Here is a 25,989-nt window from a genome sequence, read left to right as displayed (position 1 = left end):
TATTCCTGTTTTAGTCAAACTCCAGTTCCACCTGCTCCGATCCTATCAACGAACGTAGATCGTTAAGTAAACGATCGCTGGGCGATACACGCCACGCTGCACCGAAGCGCAACTTCGCCCGTGCATCCTCTCTCTGATAGTAGAGATGTACCGGAATGGTTCCCGAACGATGGGGCTCCAGGGATTGACGGAGACGGTTCAAAAGCTGGTCATCAATTTGCCTGTCCGTCAGCGAGATAGCAAGCCCGCGCGCATATTTTTCGCGTGCTTCATCGATGTCCATCAGTTCACGGGCGGTCATCTTAAGGCCACCACTGAAATCATCAAAGCTGACCTGTCCGCTGACGATCAGGATACGGTCTTTCTCCAGCAACTGCTGGTACTTATCTAACGCATCTGTGAACAACATCACTTCCAGCCGACCAGACCGGTCGTCCAGCGTGCAGATGCCAATACGGTTACCGCGTTTTGTTACCATCACGCGGGCCGCCACCACCAGACCGGCAGCCGTGGTGATTTTACCACGATCGGTCGGGTGCATGTCTTTCAGGCGCGTACCACCTACATAGCGCTCAATTTCTTTCAGGTACTGATTAATCGGATGGCCGGTGAGATAAAGCCCTAAGGTCTCGCGCTCACCGTCCAGCTGAATCTGTTCCGGCCACGGCGTGACATCAGCATAGGACTTCTCAACCTGCTCCGGCGCTTCGGCCAGCACGCCAAACATATCGGCCTGACCAATCGCTTCGGCTTTGGCATGCTGATCGGCGGCTTTCAGGGCATCGCCCAGTGCGCTCATCAGTGCGGCACGATGCGGCCCCAGACGATCGAACGCCCCGGACATGATCAGCTTTTCCAGTACCCGACGGTTAATCTTTTTGGTGTCAGTACGCGCGCAGAGATCAAATAATTCGCGGAAATAGCCGCCTTCATTACGTGCTTCGAGGATCGCCTCAATTGGGCCTTCACCTACGCCTTTGATCGCACCAATACCGTACACAATCTCGCCGTCATTATTGACGTGGAAATGGTACAGGCCGGAGTTAATGTCCGGCGGCAGGATTTTTAAGCCCATCCGCCAGCACTCATCCACCAGCGACACCACTTTCTCGGTGTTATCCATATCGGCGGTCATTACCGCCGCCATAAACTCAGCCGGATAGTGCGCTTTCAGCCACAGCGTCTGGTAGGAAACTAAAGCATAGGCTGCTGAGTGCGATTTGTTAAAACCGTAACCGGCGAATTTTTCCACCAGATCGAAGATTTTTACCGACAGTTCGCCATCAATACCGCGCGATTTCGCGCCGTCTTCAAAGCCACCGCGCTGCTTGGCCATCTCGACCGGGTTCTTTTTACCCATAGCACGACGCAGCATATCCGCGCCGCCGAGGCTGTATCCGGCCAGTACCTGGGCGATCTGCATTACCTGTTCCTGATACAGGATAATGCCGTAAGTCGGTTCCAGTACCGGTTTCAGCGACTCATGCTGCCACTGAATATCCGGGTAGGAGATCTCTTCGCGACCATGCTTACGGTCAATAAAGTTATCTACCATCCCCGACTGCAACGGACCCGGACGGAACAGCGCCACCAGTGCGATCATATCTTCGAAGCAGTCAGGCTTCAGGCGTTTGATCAGATCTTTCATGCCGCGCGATTCAAGCTGGAATACCGCTGTGGTTTCCGAGCGTTGCAGCATGTCGAAGCTTTTCTTGTCATCCATCGGGATGGAGGCAATATCGATCGGCGGCTCGCCCTGCTTTTCGCGCCGGGCATTAATCATTTTCAGCGCCCAGTCGATAATTGTCAGGGTACGCAGACCCAGGAAGTCAAACTTCACCAGCCCGGCGTACTCGACGTCATTCTTATCAAACTGGGTGACCGGCTGATTACCGTTTTCATCACAGTATAGCGGCGCAAAGTCAGTAATTTTAGTCGGTGCGATCACCACGCCACCGGCGTGTTTACCGGCGTTACGGGTGACACCTTCCAGCTTGCGCGCCATATCAATCAGCGCTTTAACTTCCTCGTCGGCCTCGTAGATTTCCGGCAGCTGCGGCTCGGCAACAAACGCTTTCTCCAGCGTCATGCCCGGATCGGGTGGGATCAGCTTGGAGATACGATCGACAAAGCCATACGGATGCCCCAGCACACGGCCGACGTCGCGGATAACCGCTTTCGCCGCCATGGTACCGAAGGTAATAATCTGCGATACCGCTTCACGCCCGTACATCTCGGCGACATGCTCGATCACCTGGTCACGTTTTTCCATGCAGAAGTCGACGTCGAAGTCGGGCATCGAGACACGTTCCGGGTTCAGGAAACGTTCGAACAGCAGGTCAAACTCCAGCGGATCGAGGTCGGTAATTTTTAGCGCATACGCCACCAGTGAACCGGCACCGGAACCACGGCCAGGGCCGACCGGCACGCCGTTATCCTTCGACCACTGGATAAACTCCATGACGATCAGGAAGTAACCCGGGAAGCCCATCTGGTTAATAACCTTCAGCTCGATATCGAGGCGGTCATCATATTCCGGGCGTTTCCCGGCGCGCACCTGCGGGTCAGGGAACAGGAACTCCAGACGCTCTTCCAGACCCTCTTTCGATTTCAGTACCAGGAAATCTTCAGTGGTCATGTCCCCGGTGGGGAATTGCGGCAGGAAATATTCGCCAAGGCGAAGGGTGACGTTACAACGCTTAGCAATTTCTACGCTGTTTTCCAGTGCTTCCGGAATGTCCGAGAACAGCTCGCACATCTCCTCTTCACTGCGCATATATTGCTGAGTGCTGTAGTGACGGGGACGTTTCGGATCGTCGAGCGTAAAGCCGTCATGGATTGCCACGCGGATTTCATGGGCGTCAAAGTCTTCCGCATTAATAAAGCAGACTTCGTTCGTCGCCACTACCGGAATGCCTTCAGCAATCGCCAACTCAACCGCGGCGTGCAGGTAGCTCTCTTCATCCGGGCGGCCGGTACGAATCAGTTCCAGATAGTAGCGATTGGGAAAGTGTTGCTGATAAAATTCCAGACACTGGGAAACCAGTGCCGGGTTGCCGCGCAGCAGGCTTTTACCGACATCACCCCGTCGACCGCCGGAGAGCAGAATCAAGCCTTCCTGCAGGTCGGCCAGCCAGTCACGATCGATAATTGGCCCCGCCACGCCGTAACCGCGCTGATAAGCGCGTGAAATCAATAGCGTCAGGTTCTGATAACCGGTGTTATTCGCGGCCAGTACCGTGATATGGGTCAGCTCATCGCCCATCAGCTCGCTGGACACCATAAAGTCGGCACCGATGATCGGTTTGACCCCGGCACCATGTGCCGCGCCATAGAACTTAACCAGACCGCAAAGATTGGTGAAGTCAGTAATGGCGACAGCAGGCATCCCGAGCGCCGCCGTTTTTTTCACCAGCGGCGCAGTTTTGGCGAGTCCATCAATCATGGAGTAATCGCTATGAACGCGCAGGTGAATAAAACGTGGTTCAGCCATAAATCTTTCCAGCTCCGGTTAATGCTTATATCGGGTAATTTGAGTCGCTGCGAAACAGGCGGCGAATACGCCGCCCCAGGAGTATTTACAGGGGAGCCGTTATCGGATCCCGTGCATTTCTGACTTCTGCATCCAGCAGCGCGTTACGCACCGGTGCAAAACTGCGGCGGTGGTGCACGGTGGCACCGTGCTGCGCCAGTTTTTCCATATGCAGGGCAGTCGGATAACCTTTGTGTTTAGCAAAGCCATACTGCGGAAACGCCACATCCAGCTCGGCCATCTCACGGTCACGCGTCACTTTGGCAATGATTGAGGCGGCACTGATCTCAGCGACCAGGCTGTCGCCTTTCACCACGGCCATCGAGGGCATCGGCAGTGCCGGGCAACGGTTACCATCAATCAGCACGTAATCCGGCATCACCGACAGACCCGCCACCGCACGCTGCATCGCCAGCATGGTGGCATGCAGAATATTGAGCTGATCGATCTCTTCGGGTTCGGCGCGGCCTAAACTCCACGCCAGCGCATTAGCCTTGATCTCATCGTACAACGCCAGCCGGCGCTTTTCTGACAGTTTTTTCGAATCGGCTAAACCAGCAATCGGCCTGGCTGGATCGAGGATCACCGCCGCCGTCACCACGGCCCCCACCAGCGGTCCGCGCCCTACTTCATCAACACCGGCGATACAGTGTGCCAGTGGATAAATAAATTCAGACATTAGCCAACTCCAGCACGGCCTCTGCCGCTTGTTGGTCCGCATTCCAGCGGATTTGATGATGCAGTTCGAGGAAGGTCGCCAGCAGCGTGTCACGGGTTTCACCGCCAGACAGCAACGGCTCCAGCGCCGCGGCCAGTTTCTCCGGCTGACACTCATCCTGTAACAGCTCGGGCACCAGCTCGCGCCCGGCCAGCAGATTCGGCAACGAGACGTAATCGGTTTTCACCAGCCGTTCGGCCAGCCAGAAAGTCACCGGCTTCATACGATAGCCCACGACCATCGGGCATTTCGCCAGCATACATTCCAGCGCTGCGGTGCCCGATGCGAGCAGAGCAGCATCACTGGCCACCATCGCTTCACGGCCGTGACCATCCAGCAGATGCATCGGCAACTCCGGCGCAACTTCCGCCTTGATACGCTCAAACTGTTCGCGGCGTTTGGCATTGACCAGCGGAACCACGATTTCCAGATCCGGCCACTTCGCCCGCAGCAGCTGCGCGGTTTTCAGGAAGTCAGCACTCAGCATCTCCACTTCCGCACCGCGACTTCCCGGCAGCAGCGCCAGGCAACGTGCCTGCTCACTGATACCCAGCGTCTGACGCGCAGCCAGCTTATTCGGCTGCAACGGCATCGCATCAGCCATGGTATGGCCGATAAAGCGGCATGGAACATTAAAACGGTCATAAAACGCTTTTTCAAATGGCAGAAATGCCAGCACCAGATCGGTTGATCTGCCGATTTTGAAAACGCGTTTTTGTCGCCACGCCCAGACTGACGGGCTGACGTAATGAATCGTGCGAATACCGCGCTGCTTTAACCGCCCTTCAAGGGTAATGTTAAAGTCAGGGGCATCGATGCCGACAAACACATCCGGCTTTAATGCGCTAAAACGCCGGGTCAGGTCGCGACGAATCTTCAGCAGACGCCGCAGACGTCCGACTACCTCGACGATGCCCATCACCGCCAGTTCTTCCATTTCATACCAGGTTTCACAGCCTTCCGCCTGCATCAACGGGCCGGCCACACCGACAAAATGGGCGTCAGGATGTTTCTCTTTCAGCGCTCGGATCAATCCGGCACCAAGAATATCGCCGGAGGTTTCTCCGGCGACAAGGGCAATCGTTAAAGGACGCTTTAGCATGAGTTAACGAATCAGACCTCGCGTTGAACGCGCAAAGAAATCATAGAACGGCTGCACTTCAGGGTGCGCCTGGGCAATCTCAGCAATTTCAGGCTTCACTTCTTCCAGCGTGCGACCACTGCGGTACAACAGTTTGTAGGCATTGCGAATCGCATGCAGCGCCTCTTTGCTGAAGCCGCGGCGTTTCAGCCCTTCGATGTTGATACCATAAGGGGTTGCATGGTTACCCTGTGCAATCACAAATGGCGGCACATCTTGCGCCACACCGGAACAACCGCCGACCATCACGTGAGCACCGATGATGCAGAACTGATGAACCGCCGTCATGCCACCGATAATCGCAAAATCATCGACCGTGACATGGCCACCGAGTGTCGCGTTGTTGGCAAAAATACAGCGGTTACCCACCACACAGTCATGGGCGATATGTGCATTGATCATCAGCAGGTTGTCGCTGCCAATTTTCGTTACGTCACCGCCCTGAGTGGTGCCACGGTGGATGGTGACGCTCTCGCGGATGCGGTTGCGATCGCCAATTTCCACACGAGTCGGTTCACCGGCATATTTAAGATCCTGATTCACTTCACCAATTGAAGTGAACTGATAGATCTCATTATCTTTGCCAATGCGCGTGTGGCCATTGACCACCACATGCGATTTCAGTACGGTGCCTTCACCAATTTCAACGTTAGCGCCAATAAAGCAAAATGGGCCAATATGGACGCGAGCGCCAATAACGGCGCCCTCTTCAACAATTGAACTCGGATGGATTACGGCGGTTTGGTCTATCACGGATTATGCCTCCCGGCTGCGGGCACACATCATTGTTGCTTCGCAGACAATTTTACCGTCAACGGTTGCCACGCCTTTGAAGCGCGTCAGACCACGGCGGGTTTTTTCGAACGTGACTTCCATGATCATCTGATCGCCAGGTACCACAGGGCGCTTGAAGCGTGCTTCGTCGATGCCTGCAAAATAGTACAGTTCACCGGGTTCCAGTTTGCCGACGCTTTTAAACGCCAGGATACCCGTCGCCTGCGCCATCGCTTCCAGAATCAATACGCCCGGAAAAATCGGCTTACCAGGGAAGTGCCCCTGGAAAAACGGTTCATTGACAGATACGTTTTTCACCGCACGCAGATATTTGTGCTCTTCAAAATCCAGTACGCGATCTACCAGCAAAAAAGGGTAACGGTGAGGCAGCAGCTCTAAAATCTCTTCAATCTTCAGAGTATGAGTTTCAGTAGTCAAAATACTCTTCCTGTCCTAAAAAAATCTGATGGCATCAATAACACGGCCTGCAACGATCAGGATCGTCCGCAGGCCGCAAATTCAGTTTCCGTGCGCGTGGCTTTCCCTGCTTAGCATGTTGTATTTATGAAAGCCGGTCAGACGCGGGATGCTTGCTTAGTCTTTGTCGACTTTGCGCTCGATGGCTTTTAAGCGTTTGCTTATTTCATCGATGTTCATCACCAACGCTGCAGTTTTGCGCCAGGTTTTGTTGGGTTGCAGCGGAATTCCCGAAGAGTATACCCCAGGTTCAGTGATTGGTCGCATCACCATTCCCATTCCAGTAACCGTAACTTTGTCACAAATTTCCATGTGACCATTAATTACGCTCGCGCCACCAATCATACAGTAACGGCCAATCGTCAGGCTGCCCGCCATGATAACGCCACCCGCAACCGCGGTATTGTCGCCAATCACAACGTTATGTGCAATCTGGCACTGGTTATCAATGATAACACCATTGCCGATTTGAGTGTTATCCAACGCACCACGGTCGATAGTGGTACAGGCACCAATTTCTACCCGATCGCCGATGATCACGGTGCCAAGCTGGGGAATTTTAACCCAATTACCGCGATCGTTAGCGTAACCGAAGCCATCTGCACCAATCACCGTGCCTGACTGGATCAGACATTGCTCACCGATACGTACTTCGTGGTAGACAGAAACATTGGCCCAAAGACGTGAGCCAGCACCAATGTGAGTATTTTTACCGACAAAACAGCCGGCACCGATCACCACATTGTCACCCAGTTCAACACCGGACTCGATAACCGCATTCGCGCCCACCGAAACGTTGTTGCCGAGCTTCGCTGCGTCATCAATCACTGCACTCGGCGCAATATTACTGGCCGGCTGCGGCGTGGTATCCAACAGTTGCGCCATACGTGCGTAGGTCAGATACGGGTTCTTAACGATCAGCGCGGCACTGTGGCACCACTCCAGATCCGCTTCCGTCAGCACCACGGCTGAAGCCTGGCAGGTTGCGAGCTGCTCGCGGTAGCGGCTGTTTGCTAAAAAGGTGATCTGACCGTTTTGGGCGGATTGCATAGAAGCAATGCCGGAGATGGCGATATCGCCATCTCCGTGCAATTCTGCATCCAACTGCTGGGCTAAATCAGCCAGTCGAATTGAAGACATGTCTTATTTAACCTGTTTCAGTACATCAGCAGTGATGTCTTTGGAATTAGATGCATAAGCAACCGCGTTTGCATCGACAACAACATCGTAACCTTCTTTGTCAGCCACGACCTTCACTGCATCCTGAATACGGCTCAGGATTTTATTACGCTCTTCACTCTGACGGCGACGATTATCCTGCTCGAAAGCCTGAGCTTTCGTGGAGAACGCTTCGCGCTGCGCCATAATGTCTTTTTCCATGCGGCTACGATCGCTGGCCTTCATGGTAGAACCGTCGCGCTGCAGACGCTGCATTTTAGTTTGCAGGTCACGCTCCTGGTTCTGCAGTTCGCTTGCGCGACCTTTAAATTCATTTTCAAGCTGTTTCGCAACTGTCGCACGCTGCGGTAACTGTTGGAAAATGCTGGAAACGTTTACCACTGCAATTTTGTCAGCAGCCTGAGCGCCAGCTGATACAGCTAAAGCAAGACCCAGACCTGCGGCACACAACAACTTTTTCACTATAAACTCCTTACCATCACCGTTCGTGTCACAGACACATGTTTTGCGTGACATCGGCAGCAACGAGGCTGCCGTGTGACAACGCGATACTCACTTGAGTCGCTTCCGTGCGCAGGGAGTTACCAGGTTTTACCAATGTTAAACTGGAACTGCTCTGCTTTATCTCCCTCATACTTTTTAACCGGCTGCGCGTACGAGAACACCAGTGGGCCAAGTGGAGACATCCACTGAAGCGCCAGACCGGCAGACACACGCACGTTGCTCGGATCGCTATAATCCGGCACGCCTGCCGCGCGAGTCTCGTTAGTATTCTCCCAGTTGGTATCCCAGACGGTACCGGCATCGACAAACAGCGATGTACGCACCGAGTTAGAATACTTCTCACTGAGGAATGGCGTTGGGGTAATCAGCTCCATGCTGGCGACCGCCATCGCGTTACCACCTACCGCATCGTCAGAGTTACAGATCGGCTGAGCGCCGGAACAGGTTGACGAGTTGTTATTGTAGTAGGCCGCTTTCGGACCGATATTGTTCGAACGGAAACCACGCACGGTGCTGGAACCACCGGCATAGAAGTTTTCGTAGAACGGCAGTTCTTTACCGCTTAAACCATCGCCGTAACCCAGACGACCACGGCCTAGCAGCACCCAGGTACGATCATCGTTAATCGGCATGTACTGTTGGCTGTCCAGCGTCACTTTATAGAAGCTGTTATCCGAGCCTGGGATAGTGATTTTACCATTCAGGTTGGTACGGTTCCCTGAAGTCGGGAAGAATCCACGGTCCAGGTTGTTATACGTCCAGCCATAGTTGAAGGTGAAATCATCCGCTGAGTATTCACTGCGCTGAGTTCTGTTAGGGTTTTCACCCACCGAGTCCAGATAACGCCACATCGCAATCTGCGGCTGCATATCAGACAGGTCGTTATGCACGTAACCTAAGCCAACACGCAGAGTGTTGTTCTCGTTAACCGGGAAGCCCAGCGTACCGTCGAGACCATAACTGGTGTTGGTATAGTCAGACAGGTCAGCATTATCCGCTTTAAAGTCGTTGTAGAAGATGCGGCCACCGAGGCTGACACCATCAACGGTAAAGTACGGATCGGTCAGAGAGAACTCAGCATAGGTCTGGTAATCGTTCTTGGTACCACTGATACCCACGGTATTACCGGTACCCAGCCAGTTTTCTTGCTGAACACCCACCTGGAAGCTGACGCCACTTTCAGTGCCGTAACCAATACCAAAGTTAAAGGTACCGGTATTACGCTCTTTAACTTTGTACACCACATCGACCTGATCCGGCGAACCTGATACACGCTGGGTATCGGTTTCAACGGTTTCAAAATAGCCGGTACGGTTCAGACGCTCTTTACCCTGCTCAACCAGGTCACTGCCCAGCCATGCGCCTTCCATCTGACGCATTTCACGGCGCAGAACGGAATCTTTCGAGGTATCGTTACCTTCGAAACGCACTTTACGCACGTAGTAGCGATTACCCGCATCGACATTAACGTGCAGTTTAACGGTTTTATCAGCGTCATTAATTTCTGGCTGAGTGACCACACGTGGATAGGCATAGCCGTAACGACCCAACATTTTCTTGATGTCGTCTTCCATACGCGTCACTTTCGCGCCGTTATACAGCTCACCCGGATTGACTTTGGTCAGGCTCTCAATTTCAGCTGAGTGACCGGCCAGGTTGCCATTTACCACCACGCCAGAAAGCTTGTACTGATCGCCTTCGGTGATGTTGATGGTGATATAAATACCCTTTTTATCCGGCGTCAGGCTGACCTGAGTCGAATCGATATTAAAGCGTGCATAACCGCGATCCAGATAGAAGCTGCGCAGGGTCTCAAGGTCACCGGCCAGTTTCTGTTTCTGGTATTTGCGATCGCCAACCACGTTCCACCACGGCACCTCGTCGCGCAGCTGGAAGCGGGAAATCAACTCTTCCGAGCTGAACGCCTTATTGCCAACCACGTTGATCTGCTGAATCCTGGCAGAAACACCTTCGGTGAATACAAGTTTCAGATCGACACGGTTACGCGGCAGTGGCGTCACGACAGCTTTTACGCTGGCGCTATATTTACCCACGCTGTAGTAGAAATCCTCCAGACCTTTCTCGATAGTCGAGATAGTGGTGCGGTCCAGCGCTTCGCCGACGCGCACGCCAGAGGCTTCCAGGTTCTGCTTAAGCATGTCTTCTTTCACCGCTTTGTTACCGGAGAAAGTGATGCTGGCAATGGTCGGACGCTCTTTAACCTGAACGATCAGCGTAGTGCCGTCGCGCAGAACCTGAACGTCTTCGAAGTTTCCGGTCGCAAACAGGGAGCGAATGGTATTACTGATGTCATCGTCAGACACCGTATCCCCTACGCGCACAGGCATGCTAAGCAAGGCCGCACCGACGGCGACTCGCTGCAGCCCTTCGAAATGAATGTCCTTCACTACGAACCCGTCTGCACCGTATACGGTGGCGCTGCTAAACAGCAGCGACGCTATGAGCAACTTTTTCATCGCCATCGTTGTTATGCGTTCTTCCTAACACATCCCGTGCCTGCATGCGCCTTGCGGCGGCTACAAGCGAGAGAAATCATTGAATAGTGCAAGCCCCATTAACAGCACCAGCAAAATCGAGCCGATACGATAACTGAAGTCCTGAACTCGCTCGGACACCGGTCCTCCTTTGATCTTTTCGATCGCCAGGAAGAGCAGATGCCCACCATCTAAAACCGGCAGTGGGAACAGGTTGATAATCCCGAGGTTCACGCTGATTAACGCGAGGAACATCAGATAATAGATCACACCGTATTCAGCTGACATCCCGGCACCCTGCGCGATCGAAATCGGCCCGCTCAGATTGTTCAGCTTTACATCACCAGTAATCAGCTTGCCAAGCATGCCGACCGTCAGCTTCATCAGTTGCCAGGTTTTATCCGTGGCCTGACCAATTGCTGCAAACGGACCATACTGACGCACCGTTTTATATTCGTCCGGCAGTGGAACGATGCGCGGTATCACCCCCGCGAAACCTTCAGCACTATTATCCGGCTTAGCTTCAGGGGTCAGCGTCAATCGAACCACTTCACCCTGCCGCTCCACGTCTAAAGCAATGTCTTTACCCGGATTATCACGCACCTGAGTAACAAAATTTTGCCATTGCTCTAACGGCTGACCATCGACTTTAACGATCCTGTCGCCAGCTTGCAAACCTGCCTCACTTGCAGGTGAGCCAGACTGCACTTCTGCCAGCACCGATTCAATCTCTGGTCCACGTGGCCGAATCCCCAGTGACACCACCGGATCTTGCTTATCAGGCTCGAATTGCCAGTTACGCAAATTGAGCTTTCTTTCCGTTGATTGCGATGAGCCAAACGGCGCAACACTGACAGTGGTTTCCTCGTCGCCGATTTTCGCCACCAGCGCCATACGAACTGCATCCCAATCAGGCGTTTCGATACCGTCTACTGCTTTTAGTTCCATGCCTGGCGCAATTTGCGCCTCTGCCGCCACCGAACCGCTTACTATTTCACCAATAACCGGGCGAACGCCAGGGACGCCATGGATAAATACCAGCCAGTAAGCAAAGATAGCGAAAATGAAGTTAGCCAGCGGACCGGCGGCAATAATTGATGCACGTTGCAGCACGGTTTTATTATTGAAAGATTGATGACGCAGTTCAGGCGGCACGCTCTCGACACGCTCGTCGAGCATTTTGACGTAGCCACCTAACGGAATTAGCGCAATCACATACTCGGTGCCCTGCTTATCGCGGCGACGCCACAGCGCCTTACCGAAGCCAACTGAGAAGCGCTCAACTTTCACGCCACAACGACGGGCGACCCAGAAATGGCCGAACTCGTGGACGGTAATCAACACGCCCAGCGCAACGATAAAGGCAGCAAGGCTCCAGAGTATGCTCAACATAGCAATTGCGTCCTTTAAAGGTTCCTGAAAACCAGCAACAGCAGACAGGCGAATACTGGCACTGCGGCAGTCAAACTGTCGATACGGTCAAGAATACCACCGTGGCCCGGAATCAGATTCCCGCTGTCTTTAATCCCTGCTTCGCGTTTAAACATACTTTCTGTCAGATCGCCCAGCACCGACGCTAACGCCGCAGTGATCGAACAGATTAACAAGGTACCCGGTTGCACTGCCAGCGGCGCCCACATACCAAACAGCCATGAGATCAGCGCTGAAGTCAGTAAACCACCAAAGAAACCTTCCCAGGTTTTACCTGGCGACACTTTGGGCGCCAGCTTATGTTTGCCAAACAAACGGCCAAACATATAGGCACCTGAATCTGCCCCCCAGACCAGGAACATCACATACAGTAACCACCAGGCACCGGCGTAGTGATCGACATCATAGTGATACTGGCGCAGCGCCAGCATGCCCCAGAAAAAAGGTACAATCGTCAGGATACCAAACACTAATCGCAGAATGCGCGACTGCCGCCACAGCGCCGCAGAGGCCGGATAGAACAGCACTAATACCAGCGCCGCAATCCACCAGCCGAGTGAGGCCCACAGCCAGAAACTGATTTGAGGTAACTGCACGGAGTGCTGATACGCCGGCAGCGTCAGCATCATTAAGGCGAGCAGCAGGCCGCAAAGCACGGCCAGCCAGATACGTTGAGTACGGGATGCAAAGCCCGCGAACTGGCCCCACTCCCATGCGGCCAGCATGCACACCACCAGAGTGGTAATCATGAAGCCCAGCGGCGGCAGCAAGAACAACGCGGCAATCACCACCGGTATCAATATGAACGCTGTAATCAAGCGAGACTTCAGCAAAGGTTACCCCCAGTGCGCTCAGGCGCCACCAGGTGCTGCGCCGCCAAACCGGCGCTCTCGGTGTGAGAAAGCATTCATTGCACCTTCAAAAACTTGTTCATCAAAATCAGGCCAAAGAACATCAGTAAAGTAAAACTCTGCGTAGGCCACTTGCCACAGCAGGAAGTTACTGATGCGATGTTCTCCCCCGGTCCTTATTACCAGATCCACTGGCGCCAGCGTGTTAAGACAAAGATGCTTCTCCAGGGTCTCTTCCTCGATTTGATCGGGACGCAGTAATCCTTCCTGCACCTGTTCGGCAATTTGTCTTACGCCATGGATAATATCCCAACGGCCGCCATAATTCGCGGCAATGTTGAGCGTTAGTCCATTATTTTGTTGAGTAAGTTCCTCAGCGCGGCGAATGCGCTCTTGTAAGCGTAAATTAAAGCGACTGATGTCACCAATAATTCGCAAACGAACATTATGCTTATGCAGACTTTTGACTTCGCTGTCGAGTGCCCAGACGAAAAGCTCCATCAACGCCATCACTTCCTGCGGCGGACGGTTCCAGTTTTCGCTACTGAAGGCATAAAGCGTGAGCGCATCAAGCTTATTGCTCACGGCAAAGCTTACAGCGCGACGAACCGATTTCACTCCCGCTTTATGACCAGAGATGCGCAATTTGCCTTGATTCTTTGCCCAGCGACCGTTGCCATCCATAATGATGGCCACATGGTGGGGGCCAGCCCCGAGCTGGTCATCGGCTTGTAATTGATTTTCGGACGACATAACGCGTAATTATTTCCTTTAATCAGAAATACAACGGTTTCTGAATACCTTGCACGCTGGCGCAAAAAAGCCGTGTTTCACACGGCTCTCACTACCGTTGTAACAGGTCGTGACTGCTAAACGGAAGCTGCTGACTATACCATTTCCGGCTTCGCCTAACAAATGGCGACGCCGCAAATCGTTGAATTAACGCCGGGCAGCAAAGCGTGGTAGCAACGCAGTTGCCGCAACACGCGCCAGTTTATCGATCTCGATCACAGCTTCAACACTCTGCGGTTCCTGACAGGAAAGCGACGCCAGTACCGCGCTGTTCAGTGCGGCAATATCGGTGAAACGAATCTCTGTATTCAGGAACGCCGAGACAGCCACTTCATTCGCCGCGTTTAACGCCGTGGTCGCAGACTGACCCGCTTCACAGGCATCCATCGCCAGTTTCAGACAGGGGTAGCGAGCAAAATCTGGCTCGGCAAAAGTAAGTGCTCCCATGCGGGTAAAATCGAGCGGCGTTGCACCGGCGCTAACGCGTTGCGGCCAGGCCATCGCATGGGCAATGGGCGTGCGCATATCTGGCGAACCCAGTTGTGCTATCACGCTGCCATCACGGTAACGCACCATGGAGTGAATCACCGACTGTGGGTGCAGTATCACTTCCATCTGGGCATCAGTGGCATTAAATAACCAGCGGGCTTCAATGTATTCCAAACCTTTATTCATCATGGTGGCCGAATCGACGGAGATTTTACGTCCCATCGACCAGTTCGGATGCGCACAAGCCTGATCCGGCGTCATGCTGTTAAGCGCGGCCAGCGGCGTTTCCCGAAACGGACCACCCGATCCCGTGAGGATAATGCTGTCGATGCCATTTTCCCCGAGGTTAGCGTAACCTAACTGCTGCTGGATGGAAGCAGGCAAACTCTGAAAAATCGCATTGTGTTCGCTATCAATCGGCAGCAACTGCGCGTTGGCGTGGCGAACCTCATCCATAAACAGCCGACCGCAGGTGACCAGTGCCTCTTTATTCGCCAGCAGAATAGTTTTACCGGCGCGAATCGCCGCCAGAGTGGGCAACAGACCGGCAGCACCGACGATCGCCGCCATCACCTGATCGACATCATCCAGCGCAGCCAGTTCGCAGGCAGCCTGCTCTCCGGCGAAGACTTCAGTGGCAACATTCAGCTGCTGTAAGCGTTGACGCAACGCCTGCGCCGAAGCCTCATCAGACATCGCCGCATAGGCGGGACGGAAGATCTGACACTGCTCGGCCATCAGCTCGACATTGCGTCCGGCAACCAGCGCCTTCACGGCGAACAAATGGGGATTTTCACGCACCACTGCCAGGGTGCTGGTGCCGATTGAACCGGTCGAGCCGAGGATGGTCAATTGCTTCATAAGGTCTACGTACCTAATATCGTTCCATGCAAGCGAGCGGCGAGAACGCCGCCCCTGCGTTCAGAACGGTGTAAAGGCGGCATTCTCGCCGCCCGTAACGATGATTTGTATGGACTATCACCCATCCAAACGAAAAACGCCGCCAGACCCGCCATTCGGTCTGAACGGGAATCTGTACGGCGTTTCAACGGTGCATGAGGGAAATCAGAATTCCATCAGTTCCGCTTCTTTTTCGGCCAGCGTTGAATCAATTTTCTTGATAAAGACGTCGGTCATTTTCTGAATATCATCCTGTGAACGACGTTCTTCGTCTTCACTGATCTCTTTGTCTTTCAGCAGCGCTTTTACTTTGTCGTTAGCATCACGACGCACGTTACGCACTGAAACACGACCCTGCTCCGCTTCACCGCGCACCACTTTAATCAGGTCTTTACGACGCTCTTCAGTCAGTGCTGGCAGTGGAACACGGATATCAGTGCCTGCTGAACTTGGGTTCAGACCCAAATCAGAAGTCATGATGGCTTTTTCAACGGCCTGACTTAAAGAGCGGTCAAACACGTTAATTTTCAACGTACGTGAATCTTCAACGGTCACGTTGGCAAGCTGACGCAACGGGGTGGCGGCACCATAGTACTCAACCATAATACCGTCGAGAATGCTTGGTGACGCACGGCCAGTGCGGATTTTGCTGATATGGTTTTTGAATGAATCTACGCATTTATCCATGCGCTGTTCTGCATCTTTTCTGATGTCGTTAATCACGTTGGAACCCTTGGATTCTGGTTACCAGGCAAGCCTTAGCCAGCTAAGACCCGTTTAAATAATCGTCGATAAAGCCGTTACACTTTGGGTTGCAAAGGCGTGCCCGCAACCCGAACGGGTTTGGCTATCATCCTGAATGGAGCGCTTCGCACCAACAGAATATACCCTATTTTACGCCGTGACGGGTATTAATGCGTAATCAGAGTACCTTCTTTTTCACCCATTACCACGCGACGCAGTGCACCTGGCTTGTTCATATTGAACACACGAATAGGCAGCGAGTGGTCGCGTGCCAGGGTGAATGCCGCCAGATCCATCACCTTCAGTTCACGTTCCAGCACGTCCTGATAAGTCAGTTGATCGTGCAGTACGGCATCCGGGTTCTTCACCGGGTCGGCAGAGTAAACGCCGTCAACTTTGGTGGCTTTCAGTACCACGTCGGCTTCGATTTCGATGCCGCGCAGGCAAGCTGCCGAGTCAGTGGTAAAGAATGGGTTACCGGTACCGGCAGAGAAGATCACGACGCGATTGTTACGCAGTAAACTGATAGCTTCAGCCCAGCTGTAGTTGTCACACACGCCATTCAGCGGAATCGCTGACATCAGGCGCGCATTGACATAGGCACGGTGCAGCGCATCACGCATCGCAAGGCCGTTCATCACGGTTGCCAGCATCCCCATATGGTCGCCAACAACACGGTTCATGCCAGCCTGTGCCAGACCGGCACCGCGGAACAGGTTACCACCGCCGATCACCACGCCCACCTGAATGCCGAGCTCGACCAGCTCTTTAACTTCTTGCGCCATACGATCGAGCACGCTTGCGTCGATACCAAAACCTTCGGCACCTTGCAGTGCTTCACCGCTCAGTTTTAGCAGGATACGTTGATATACAGGTTTTGCATTGGTAGCCATGGTCTTTTTTCCTGGAAGCTATCATCAAATTGGAAGAGTTAAATCTGATGTATCATCCGCTTAGCCAGATAGAAATGCTATTGGGATGAGACTGAAAATGGGTGTTACTTGTCGTACTAACTTTACCCTAAGTCATTGGCGCTACAGCAAGGCGCAAGCGAACGAATCCCGATGAGCTGACATCAGTCAGTAATTCGGTGAGCAAGAGCAGCAGCACAGCTGTGGTATCAAGGACGACGGGTAAAAAAGAACCGCCATAAATGGCGGTTCCTCAGGACCATGATTACTGCTTAGACATGGCCGCAACTTCTGCTGCGAAGTCGCTTTCAACTTTCTCGATGCCTTCGCCCACTTCAAAGCGGATGAAGTTGATCACGGAAGCACCTTTCTCTTTCAGTGCCTGACCAACGGTTTTGCCTGGATCGATAACGAAAGGCTGACCGGTCAGAGAAACTTCGCCGGTGAATTTCTTCATACGGCCTTCAACCATTTTCTCTGCGATTTCTTTAGGCTTGCCAGACTGCATAGCGATGTCCAGCTGAACCTGGTACTCTTTCTCAACCACATCTGCTGACACGTCTTCTGGATTAACGAATTCTGGCTTGCTTGCTGCAACGTGCATTGCAACTTGCTTAATCAGCTCTTCGTCAGCGCCTTTTGCAGAAACCAGTACGCCGATACGTGCGCCGTGCTGGTAGCTGCCCAGCTGCTCGCCTTCCAGAATCTGAACGCGACGGATGTTGATGTTCTCGCCGATTTTGGCAACCAGCGCTACGCGCTGCTCTTCAAATTGCGCTTTCAGCACTTCAACATCAGTAACTTTACCCGCTACTGCTGCATCCAGAACTTCCTCAACAAATGCCAGGAAGCCACCATCTTTAGCAACAAAGTCAGTCTGGCAGTTAACTTCCAGAATCACAGCGTAGTCGCCAGCGATTTTGGTTTTGATCACGCCGTCAGCAGCAACGTTACCCGCTTTTTTCGCGGCTTTGATTGCGCCAGACTTACGCATGTTTTCGATAGCCAGCTCAATGTCGCCGTTCGCTTCAGTCAGCGCTTTTTTACAATCCATCATGCCAGCGCCAGTACGCTCGCGCAGTTCTTTTACCAGAGCAGCGGTAATATCAGCCATTCTAAATTCCTCGGTTAACTGTGAACCTGCTGCGTACACATGGTAGCAACAGTGTTTAATTCGCAGGAGATTTACTCTACCCCGCCCGGCCTGAAGCCCGGCAAAGCAGACTTAAAAACAATAAAGGGGCCTTGAGGGCCCCTTACAGATCACTATCTGACTATACCAGACATCCTGACGGATGCTTTTTGGTATTAAGGGCTCGGTTAAGAGCTAGCCTTATTACTCAGCGTCAGCGAAGTTTTCTTCAGCTTGCTGAGCCAGATCCTGAGAACGACCTTCGCGAACAGTGGTAGCCACTGCAGTCAGGTACAGGCTTACAGCACGGATCGCATCGTCGTTACCAGGGATAACGAAATCAACGCCATCTGGATCAGAGTTAGTATCAACGATAGCAAATACCGGAATACCCAGGTTGTTTGCTTCTTTGATTGCGATGTGTTCGTGGTCAGCATCAACAACGAACAGTGCATCTGGCAGGCCGCCCATATCTTTGATACCGCCCAGGCTGTTTTCCAGCTTGGCCAGTTCACGAGCACGCATCAGTGCTTCTTTCTTGGTCAGCTTCTCGAAGGTACCGTCCTGAGACTGAGTTTCCAGATCTTTCAGACGTTTGATGGACTGACGAACGGTTTTCCAGTTAGTCAGCATGCCACCCAACCAGCGATGGTTAACGAAGAACTGGTCGCAGCTCAGAGCAGCTTCTTTTACCGCTTCGCTTGCAGCGCGCTTAGTACCAACGATCAGGATCTTACCTTTACGGGCAGAGATCTTGTTCAGTTCAGCCAGAGCTTCGTTGAACATTGGTACAGTTTGTTCAAGGTTGATGATGTGAACTTTGTTACGTGCACCGAAGATGAATGGCTTCATTTTCGGGTTCCAGTAACGGGTCTGGTGACCGAAGTGAACACCAGCCTTGAGCATGTCGCGCATGGAAACAGTTGCCATGATTACCTCTATATAGATTATTTGGGGTTGGGCCTCCACATATCCCATACAACCGACCCTGAACAGCGATAACGCTCTTCGCAGGCACCCCGGCGTATGTGTCGATACGTGTGTGTTATTTACACATAATGAGATTTATGCGTTTCTCGTACAACAGACAACATCGTACATAGAATCGTCGGCGCGCTTTATACCATAATACCGCCTCTGACGCCAATAATTGTTGTCAGCGTTGACGTGCCACAAACTGCATTTGGCAGCGCCAGGGCAGGCTGTTAACATTGTATGACTAAGCTTATGCAGCACGCTGGCGCACGCCGGAATGGCGCGGCGCAGCCTATATTATTGTCGAAAAAGACGACATTCGCGGAAAAAATTTAATGGCTATTTCAATAAAAACCCCAGAAGAAATCGAGAAGATGCGCGTTGCAGGCCGTCTGGCAGCCGAAGTGCTGGAGATGATCGAACCGCACGTCAAACCCGGTGTGACCACCGCTGAACTGGACCGTATTTGCCACGACCATATCGTCAATCAGCAGCAAGCGGTTTCTGCCTGCCTCGGCTACCACGGTTTTCCAAAATCAGTCTGTATCTCGGTTAACGAAGTGGTGTGTCACGGCATTCCCAGCGACGACAAAATCCTGCGCGATGGTGATATCGTCAATATCGACGTTACCGTGATCAAAGATGAGTATCACGGCGATACCTCAAAAATGTTTATCGTCGGCAAACCGACTATTCAGGGCGAGCGTCTGTGCCGCGTGACTCAGGAAAGCTTGTATCTGTCACTGCGTATGGTGAAGCCAGGCATTCGTCTGCGCACGCTGGGTCGTGAAATCCAAAAGTTTGTTGAAGCGCAAGATTTCTCTGTGGTGCGTGAATATTGCGGTCACGGTATCGGTAAAGGCTTCCATGAAGAGCCACAGGTGCTGCACTACGACGCGGATGATGGCGGCGTGGTCCTGCAGGCAGGCATGACTTTCACCATCGAACCGATGGTCAATGCCGGTGATTACCGCATTCGCAGCATGAAAGATGGCTGGACGGTAAAAACTAAAGATCGCAGCTTGTCCGCACAGTACGAGCATACTATTGTGGTGACAGAAAACGGCTGTGAAATTTTAACGCTGCGTAAAGATGACACCATCGAACAAGTGTTAGTAAATGAAGGCTAACAGGCCCTTCATTTCCTTGCGTTAATTAAGGCCGGCTCTGTAGCCGGCTTTTTTTATGTCTGATAAAGCTAATCGCCAGGAGAGAGCGCAGATGAGCAATAGCGTGACGGAAAAAGTGAATATCGGACTGTCAGACTCCCCCGCCTGGTGGGATGATAAACAACTCACCCGCGAGACACTGAGACAGCATCTGGATGCCTTTCAGCAACAGCTGGCTGATGCCTTTGACGCCGGTGAAAATGCAGAAGCGTTGATTGACGCCCGCACCCTGTTTATCGATCGTCTGTTGCGTCGGCTATGGCGTTTTTATGGCTTCGAAGCGATGAGCGATATCGCGCTGGTTGCCGTCGGCGGCTATGGTCGCGGTGAGCTGCATCCGCTTTCTGATATAGATGTGCTGATTCTTAGCCGCAAACCGCTGTCAGAACAGGCGGCACAGCGCACCGGCGAGCTGCTGACGCTCATGTGGGATCTGAAACTGGAAGTGGGTCACAGCGTGCGCACGCTGGAAGAGTGCCTGCTGGAAGGGCTTTCTGACCTGACCGTGGCGACCAACCTGATTGAATCGCGCATGCTGATCGGTGATGTCGCGCTGTTCCTCGAATTACAGAAGAATGTTTTCAGCGACGGCTTCTGGCCCTCTTCCTGCTTTTTCGCTGCCAAACTGGAAGAGCAAAAAGAGCGCCATAAACGCTATCACGGCACCAGTTATAACCTCGAACCAGACATTAAAAGCAGCCCCGGCGGCCTGCGCGATATTCACACGTTGTTGTGGGTCGCCCGGCGGCATTTTGGTGCCACCTCGCTGGACGAAATGGTCGGATTTGGTTTTTTAACCGAGGCCGAACGTAATGAACTAAACGAGTGTCAGAGCCTGTTATGGCGTATGCGCTTTGCGCTGCACCTGTCATTACCGCGCTATGACAACCGCCTGCTGTTCGACCGCCAGCTGAATGTCGCTCAACGCCTGAATTATCAGGGTGAAGGCAACGAGCCGGTAGAACGCATGATGAAAGATTTTTATCGCGTCACCCGTCGCATCAGTGAACTGAATCAGATGCTGTTGCAGCTGTTTGACGAAGCGATTCTGGCACTGGGCCCGGATGAAAAACCGCGGGCGATTGATGATGACTTCCAGTTGCGCGGCACATTGATCGATCTGCGCGACGAGACGCTGTTTGAACGTCAGCCGGAAGCGATTATGCGCATGTTTTACACCATGGTGCGCAATCAAAATATCAGCGGCATCTATTCGACCACCTTACGCCAGCTGCGCCACGCCCGCCGTAATCTTAAAGAGCCACTGTGTACCATTCCGGAAGCACGTCAGCTATTTCTCGCCATATTGCGCCATCCTGGTGCGGTCAGCCGGGCGCTGTTGCCGATGCATCGTCACAGTGTACTCTGGGCCTATATGCCGCAGTGGGGCAATATCGTCGGGCAGATGCAGTTTGACCTGTTTCATGCTTATACCGTCGATGAACACACCATTCGCGTGCTGCAAAAGCTGGAAAGCTTTGCCGATGAGAGCACCCGCCCGCGACATCCGCTGTGCGTCGAACTCTGGCCGCGCCTGCCGCAGCTTGAACTGCTGCTGATGGCGGCGCTGTTTCATGATATCGCCAAAGGGCGTGGCGGCGACCACTCGATTTTAGGGGCGCAGGATGCGCTGGAGTTTGCCGAAATGCACGGTCTGAACTCGCGCGAGACCCAATTGGTTGCCTGGCTGGTACGCCATCACTTGCTGATGTCCGTCACCGCGCAGCGCCGTGATATTCAGGATCCTGGCGTTATTCAGCAGTTCGCCGAGGTGATGCAGAATGAAAACCGTCTGCGCTATCTGGTGTGCCTGACGGTGGCCGATATCTGTGCGACCAATGAAAATCTGTGGAACAGCTGGAAGCAGAGTCTGTTGCGCGAACTGTTTTTCGCCACGGAAAAACAGCTGCGTCGCGGTATGGAAAACAGTCCGGATCTACGCGAACGTGTGCGTCATCACCGCTTACAGGCGCTGGCGCTGCTGCGCATGGATAATATTGATGAAGAAGCGCTGCATCAGATTTGGGGCCGCTGTCGTGCCGACTACTTCCTGCGTCATACGCCGAATCAGCTGGCCTGGCATGCGCGCCATCTGATGAATCACGATCTGAAACAGCCGCTGGTACTGGTCAGTCCGCAAGCCACACGCGGCGGCACCGAAATCTTTATCTGGAGCCCGGACCGCCCTTACCTGTTTGCGGCGGTTGCCGGTGAGCTGGATCGTCGCAACCTCAGCGTGCACGATGCACAGATTTTTACCAGCCGTGACGGTATGGCGATGGACACCTTTATCGTGCTGGAGCCGGATGGCAGCCCGCTGTCACCGGATCGCCACCTGATGATTAGCCAGGCGCTGGAGCAGGCGATTACCCAGACCCGTTGGGTACCGCCGCGCACCCGCCGACAGGCGGCGAGGCTGAAACACTTTAATGTCGAGACCGCAGTCAATTTCTTACCGACCCATACCGATCGCCGCACTTATCTTGAACTGGTGGCGCTTGATCAGCCGGGCCTGCTGGCCCGCGTTGGCGAAGTGTTCTCTGACCTGGGCGTGTCGCTGCACGGAGCCAGAATTAGCACCATCGGCGAGCGGGTTGAGGATTTATTTATTCTGGCAAACAGCGATCGTCGCGCACTTGATGCCGAATTACGCGATGTGTTGCAACAACGGTTGACAGAGGCACTTAATCCAAACGATAAAGTGTGACGAAGATTTGTTTTTTACCATGCGCAGGGGCGGCGTTTTATCGTCCGTGCCGTAAAAAGGCACCGGGAGCCGCAGCGGCTCCCCTGCGATTTAATTGATACAGGAAAAGTAACTTAATGCAACAATTACAGAGTGTTATTGAAGCGGCCTTCGAGCGCCGTGCCGACATTACACCAGCTAACGCTGATACCGTAACCCGTGAAGCCGTAAATCAGGTGATCAGCCTGCTGGACAGCGGCGCGCTGCGCGTTGCTGAAAAGATTGACGGTGAGTGGGTGACACATCAGTGGCTGAAGAAGGCGGTACTGCTGTCGTTCCGCATCAATGACAATCAGGTGATTGATGGCGCTGAAAGTCGTTATTACGACAAAGTGCCGATGAAATTTGCCGACTACGACGATGCGCGCTTTAAGAAAGAAGGTTTCCGCGTTGTGCCACCTGCCGCGGTTCGTCAGGGCGCATTTATCGCCCGCAATACCGTGCTGATGCCTTCTTACGTCAACATCGGCGCTTACGTTGATGAAGGCTCGATGGTTGATACCTGGGCAACCGTTGGTTCTTGCGCGCAGATTGGTAAAAACGTTCACCTGTCTGGTGGCGTGGGTATCGGTGGTGTTCTGGAGCCATTACAGGCGAACCCAACCATCATCGAAGATAACTGCTTTATCGGCGCACGCTCTGAAATCGTGGAAGGCGTGATTGTTGAAGAAGGCTCAGTGATCTCAATGGGCGTGTATATCGGTCAGAGCACCAAAATCTACGACCGCGAAACCGGCGAAGTGCATTACGGCCGCGTACCAGCGGGTTCAGTGGTTGTCTCCGGTAACCTGCCATCAAAAGACGGCAGCTACAGCCTTTACTGCGCGGTAATCGTCAAGAAAGTTGACGCGAAAACCCTCGGCAAAACCGGCATCAACGAACTGCTGCGCACCATCGACTAAGATTCTCCCTTGCGGGCCACTGCCGTGGCCCGTAATTTTTTCTTTACACTTCCCCGTCTCATTACCTGTTGCGCCTCAGCGGTTAACAGGTGATCTTGCTCACATTTCAGGCGATAATCCGCGCCAGTTAATCACCAACATCTCTGTGACTGTTTCTCCCGTTTTCACTAATACGACCACATTGTTCGCATTAGTACGAGACGAGTGAGCTAAGTGAAGACAAGGCGTAAGCGCGCAGCAACCGCAGTGGACTAAAGTCCATGAGGATTGCGAGCACTGCACAACGCAGTATTCACGACGCGCAGCCGGATCGACACCAACTTACAAAGGAAACTATTGTTATGTATGATAATTTGAAGAGTCTGGGCATCGCTAACCCTGGCGACATTGACCGCTACAGCCTGCGTCAGGAAGCCAACAACGACATCCTGAAAATTTATTTCCGCAAAGACAAAGGTGAGTTTTTCGCCAAGAGCGTGAAGTTTAAATATCCGCGTCAGCGTAAAACAGTCGTCAGCGACAGCATGGGTCAGGGTTACAAAGAAGTGCAGGAAATCAGCCCTAATCTGCGTTACGTGATCGACGAGCTCGATCAGATTTGTCAGCGCGATCAGGTTGAAGTCGATCTGAAACGTAAAATCCTCGACGATCTGCGTCATCTGGAAAGTGTGGTCGCTAACAAGATCAGCGAAATCGAATCTGACCTGGAAAAATTGACCCGCAACGGTCGTTGATTTCCCTCACGGGCGGAACCCTTTCCGCCCGTTTAATGCCGATTTAAAACCTCTGTTACGGCTGTTCATCCAGCTGCAATGCCACATACAGCAGCAGCCGATCATCAAAGTTACTCAGATTCAGTCCGGTCAGTTCTGAAATACGATTCAGACGATACTCCAGCGTATTTCGATGAATAAACAGCGCTTTTGCCGTCGCCGATGGCTGCACATTATTGCTGAACCAGGAAATCAGGGTACGACGCAGCAGGCCGTTATTATCCAGCGTTTTTAACTTAGCCAATGGACGCGACAGCTCATTAGCCTGCCAGCCCCCGCGCAAACTATCCAGCAACACCGGCAGCACCAGATCCTGATAGAAATAGCTACGCTGTTCAGGCATCCGTTGCTTACCCACCAGCATGGTAGTGTGCGCCGTACGGTAGGATCGCGCAATGTTGCCCTCACCGGTAAAAAAGTTACCCAACGCGATGCGAATGCGCAAATGACCGCTCTCTTTCATACGCGACAGCAGCTGCTCAACCCGCCGCCGGTGATCCTCCTGGTCGTAGCGACCATGGGTATTCAACGCCGGTTTCAGCACCACCATTTCCGTCAGGGAAACAATCGCAATCAGATTATCGCGCTCCGGGGTAGTCAGCAGGGTTTGTAACTGCTGCAACTCTGACATCGCGCTATCCACGCCGAGCTGGCCGCTGTCCACTTCCACTACCGCCACCACACGCGGCTGCTGGAGGTCAATTCCCAACCGCTGCGCCCAGTCCATTAGCGCGGGCGACAAGGTTTCACTGCGAATCAGATTAAGGACCAACTCTTCACGCAGACGACTGTCCTGAGCCAGCATATGCAGTAAGCGAGCTTGCTCCAGCATCATCTCTGCGGTCATGCACACCAGCTCACCATAGTGACGCAGCGCCTGCGGATCGCCGGTCAGGCCAATCACGCCAACAATATCGCCATCGATACGCAGCGGCAGGTTAATCCCCGGCCGCACGCCATGCAGATGTTTCGCCACAGCATCATCGATATCCACCACCCGCGCCTGAGAAAGCGCCAGCAAGGCTCCCTCGTGCATTTCCCCAATGCGTTCACGATCGCCGCTGCCGACGATACGGCCGCGCGCATCCATCACGTTGACATTGCTGTCAATAATTTTCATGGTACGTGCGACGATCTCCTGGGCCAGACGTGCATCCAGATGATAGGTGGCCATCAAACACTCCTGCAAAGCATAGGGATAATCAGCATAGCCGGGAGAGTGGCGCGAAACATTGTGCAGATGCACAGAGCAGTGCAGCAGTGACGAAAATTGCGGTGGCTATCACAAATGGGGCAGAAAAAGCGGGAGAAACCGGGCAGGAATTCGTGCCGGTGCACAAGGCACCGACACGTT

The 25,989-nt window shown here is 53.2% G+C and carries 21 protein-coding genes; 4 read left to right on the top strand and 17 right to left on the bottom strand.

What is annotated here, in order from left to right; genetic code table 11:
* Window positions 1–10 precede the first annotated feature (10 nt).
* The 16 genes from dnaE to rpsB form a co-directional block, all read right to left on the bottom strand.
* The gene (gene dnaE, locus NG42_RS16465) at window positions 11–3,493 is read right to left on the bottom strand and encodes a DNA polymerase III subunit alpha (protein WP_052900957.1); all 3,483 of its coding nucleotides are present in this window, start codon (window positions 3,491–3,493) and stop codon (window positions 11–13) included.
* Between the two features lie 85 nt (window positions 3,494–3,578).
* On the bottom strand, window positions 3,579–4,211 hold the full coding sequence (gene rnhB, locus NG42_RS16460) for a ribonuclease HII (RefSeq protein ID WP_052900954.1): 633 nt from the start codon (window positions 4,209–4,211) through the stop codon (window positions 3,579–3,581).
* On the bottom strand, window positions 4,204–5,352 hold the full coding sequence (gene lpxB, locus NG42_RS16455; RefSeq protein ID WP_052900951.1) for a lipid-A-disaccharide synthase: 1,149 nt from the start codon (window positions 5,350–5,352) through the stop codon (window positions 4,204–4,206). Before lpxB ends, rnhB begins: the two co-directional genes overlap by 8 nt.
* Before the next feature lie 3 nt (window positions 5,353–5,355).
* Entirely contained in the window at window positions 5,356–6,144 is a 789-nt protein-coding gene (gene lpxA, locus NG42_RS16450) for an acyl-ACP--UDP-N-acetylglucosamine O-acyltransferase (protein ID WP_052900947.1), read from the bottom strand.
* A gap of 3 nt (window positions 6,145–6,147) precedes the next feature.
* Complete coding sequence (gene fabZ / locus NG42_RS16445) at window positions 6,148–6,603, bottom strand: 3-hydroxyacyl-ACP dehydratase FabZ (RefSeq protein ID WP_007893924.1); 456 nt, start codon at window positions 6,601–6,603, stop codon at window positions 6,148–6,150.
* Between the two features lie 156 nt (window positions 6,604–6,759).
* A complete protein-coding gene (lpxD, locus tag NG42_RS16440) occupies window positions 6,760–7,782 on the bottom strand; it encodes a UDP-3-O-(3-hydroxymyristoyl)glucosamine N-acyltransferase (RefSeq protein ID WP_052900944.1) in 1,023 nt (340 codons plus the stop codon).
* A 3-nt stretch (window positions 7,783–7,785) separates the two neighbouring features.
* Complete coding sequence (gene skp, locus NG42_RS16435) at window positions 7,786–8,283, bottom strand: molecular chaperone Skp (RefSeq protein WP_052900941.1); 498 nt, start codon at window positions 8,281–8,283, stop codon at window positions 7,786–7,788.
* Window positions 8,284–8,402: 119 nt separating this feature from the next.
* Window positions 8,403–10,808, bottom strand: a complete 2,406-nt coding sequence (bamA, locus tag NG42_RS16430) for an outer membrane protein assembly factor BamA (RefSeq protein WP_052900938.1) — start codon at window positions 10,806–10,808, stop codon at window positions 8,403–8,405.
* A 54-nt stretch (window positions 10,809–10,862) separates the two neighbouring features.
* Entirely contained in the window at window positions 10,863–12,212 is a 1,350-nt protein-coding gene (gene rseP, locus NG42_RS16425; RefSeq protein ID WP_052900935.1) for a sigma E protease regulator RseP, read from the bottom strand.
* Between the two features lie 14 nt (window positions 12,213–12,226).
* Window positions 12,227–13,084, bottom strand: a complete 858-nt coding sequence (gene cdsA, locus NG42_RS16420; RefSeq protein ID WP_052900932.1) for a phosphatidate cytidylyltransferase — start codon at window positions 13,082–13,084, stop codon at window positions 12,227–12,229.
* An 18-nt stretch (window positions 13,085–13,102) separates the two neighbouring features.
* On the bottom strand, window positions 13,103–13,855 hold the full coding sequence (ispU, locus tag NG42_RS16415) for a (2E,6E)-farnesyl-diphosphate-specific ditrans,polycis-undecaprenyl-diphosphate synthase (RefSeq protein WP_052900929.1): 753 nt from the start codon (window positions 13,853–13,855) through the stop codon (window positions 13,103–13,105).
* Window positions 13,856–14,041: 186 nt separating this feature from the next.
* Window positions 14,042–15,244, bottom strand: coding sequence for a 1-deoxy-D-xylulose-5-phosphate reductoisomerase (ispC, locus tag NG42_RS16410; protein ID WP_052900926.1), 1,203 nt, complete (start codon window positions 15,242–15,244; stop codon window positions 14,042–14,044).
* A gap of 204 nt (window positions 15,245–15,448) precedes the next feature.
* Window positions 15,449–16,006 carry a ribosome recycling factor gene (frr, locus tag NG42_RS16405; RefSeq protein ID WP_052900923.1) on the bottom strand — a complete coding sequence of 186 codons (558 nt, stop codon included), beginning with the start codon at window positions 16,004–16,006 and terminating at the stop codon, window positions 15,449–15,451.
* Window positions 16,007–16,194: 188 nt separating this feature from the next.
* Window positions 16,195–16,920, bottom strand: coding sequence for a UMP kinase (gene pyrH, locus NG42_RS16400; protein ID WP_052900921.1), 726 nt, complete (start codon window positions 16,918–16,920; stop codon window positions 16,195–16,197).
* 283 nt (window positions 16,921–17,203) lie between these two features.
* Window positions 17,204–18,052 carry a translation elongation factor Ts gene (tsf, locus tag NG42_RS16395; RefSeq protein ID WP_052900918.1) on the bottom strand — a complete coding sequence of 283 codons (849 nt, stop codon included), beginning with the start codon at window positions 18,050–18,052 and terminating at the stop codon, window positions 17,204–17,206.
* A 222-nt stretch (window positions 18,053–18,274) separates the two neighbouring features.
* Window positions 18,275–19,000 (bottom strand): 30S ribosomal protein S2, encoded by a 726-nt coding sequence (rpsB, locus tag NG42_RS16390; protein WP_052900915.1) that lies wholly within the window; start codon window positions 18,998–19,000, stop codon window positions 18,275–18,277.
* A gap of 380 nt (window positions 19,001–19,380) precedes the next feature.
* Here rpsB and map point away from each other — a divergent pair, with 380 nt between their 5' ends.
* The 4 genes from map to NG42_RS16370 all read left to right on the top strand — a co-directional run bounded on the left by map (window position 19,381) and on the right by NG42_RS16370 (window position 24,596).
* Complete coding sequence (gene map, locus NG42_RS16385) at window positions 19,381–20,175, top strand: type I methionyl aminopeptidase (RefSeq protein WP_052900912.1); 795 nt, start codon at window positions 19,381–19,383, stop codon at window positions 20,173–20,175.
* Window positions 20,176–20,266: 91 nt separating this feature from the next.
* Window positions 20,267–22,921, top strand: a complete 2,655-nt coding sequence (gene glnD / locus NG42_RS16380) for a bifunctional uridylyltransferase/uridylyl-removing protein GlnD (protein ID WP_052900909.1) — start codon at window positions 20,267–20,269, stop codon at window positions 22,919–22,921.
* Between the two features lie 116 nt (window positions 22,922–23,037).
* The gene (dapD, locus tag NG42_RS16375) at window positions 23,038–23,862 is read left to right on the top strand and encodes a 2,3,4,5-tetrahydropyridine-2,6-dicarboxylate N-succinyltransferase (RefSeq protein WP_052900905.1); all 825 of its coding nucleotides are present in this window, start codon (window positions 23,038–23,040) and stop codon (window positions 23,860–23,862) included.
* 341 nt (window positions 23,863–24,203) lie between these two features.
* Window positions 24,204–24,596 carry a DUF3461 family protein gene (locus tag NG42_RS16370; protein ID WP_052900902.1) on the top strand — a complete coding sequence of 131 codons (393 nt, stop codon included), beginning with the start codon at window positions 24,204–24,206 and terminating at the stop codon, window positions 24,594–24,596.
* Window positions 24,597–24,651: 55 nt separating this feature from the next.
* Here the strand turns inward: NG42_RS16370 and NG42_RS16365 are convergent, their stop codons facing one another.
* Window positions 24,652–25,809, bottom strand: a complete 1,158-nt coding sequence (locus NG42_RS16365; RefSeq protein ID WP_052900899.1) for a CdaR family transcriptional regulator — start codon at window positions 25,807–25,809, stop codon at window positions 24,652–24,654.
* Window positions 25,810–25,989 lie beyond the last annotated feature (180 nt).

The sequence above is a fragment of the Winslowiella iniecta genome, assembly GCF_001267535.1.
GTDB lineage: Bacteria > Pseudomonadota > Gammaproteobacteria > Enterobacterales > Enterobacteriaceae > Erwinia > Erwinia iniecta.
This window is presented reverse-complemented; position numbering and strand designations above follow the sequence as displayed.

Bases quoted from the DNA above. Each gene is read 5' to 3' on its own strand.
- dnaE (WP_052900957.1), bottom strand. From the start codon at position 3,493: ATGGCTGAACCACGTTTTATTCACCTGCGCGTTCATAGCGATTACTCC.
- rnhB (WP_052900954.1), bottom strand. From the start codon at position 4,211: ATGTCTGAATTTATTTATCCACTGGCACACTGTATCGCCGGTGTTGAT.
- lpxB (WP_052900951.1), bottom strand. From the start codon at position 5,352: ATGCTAAAGCGTCCTTTAACGATTGCCCTTGTCGCCGGAGAAACCTCC.
- lpxD (WP_052900944.1), bottom strand. From the start codon at position 7,782: ATGTCTTCAATTCGACTGGCTGATTTAGCCCAGCAGTTGGATGCAGAA.
- bamA (WP_052900938.1), bottom strand. From the start codon at position 10,808: ATGGCGATGAAAAAGTTGCTCATAGCGTCGCTGCTGTTTAGCAGCGCC.
- rseP (WP_052900935.1), bottom strand. From the start codon at position 12,212: ATGTTGAGCATACTCTGGAGCCTTGCTGCCTTTATCGTTGCGCTGGGC.
- ispU (WP_052900929.1), bottom strand. From the start codon at position 13,855: ATGTCGTCCGAAAATCAATTACAAGCCGATGACCAGCTCGGGGCTGGC.
- ispC (WP_052900926.1), bottom strand. From the start codon at position 15,244: ATGAAGCAATTGACCATCCTCGGCTCGACCGGTTCAATCGGCACCAGC.
- pyrH (WP_052900921.1), bottom strand. From the start codon at position 16,920: ATGGCTACCAATGCAAAACCTGTATATCAACGTATCCTGCTAAAACTG.
- tsf (WP_052900918.1), bottom strand. From the start codon at position 18,052: ATGGCTGATATTACCGCTGCTCTGGTAAAAGAACTGCGCGAGCGTACT.
- rpsB (WP_052900915.1), bottom strand. From the start codon at position 19,000: ATGGCAACTGTTTCCATGCGCGACATGCTCAAGGCTGGTGTTCACTTC.
- map (WP_052900912.1), top strand. From the start codon at position 19,381: ATGGCTATTTCAATAAAAACCCCAGAAGAAATCGAGAAGATGCGCGTT.
- glnD (WP_052900909.1), top strand. From the start codon at position 20,267: ATGAGCAATAGCGTGACGGAAAAAGTGAATATCGGACTGTCAGACTCC.
- dapD (WP_052900905.1), top strand. From the start codon at position 23,038: ATGCAACAATTACAGAGTGTTATTGAAGCGGCCTTCGAGCGCCGTGCC.
- NG42_RS16370 (WP_052900902.1), top strand. From the start codon at position 24,204: ATGTATGATAATTTGAAGAGTCTGGGCATCGCTAACCCTGGCGACATT.
- NG42_RS16365 (WP_052900899.1), bottom strand. From the start codon at position 25,809: ATGGCCACCTATCATCTGGATGCACGTCTGGCCCAGGAGATCGTCGCA.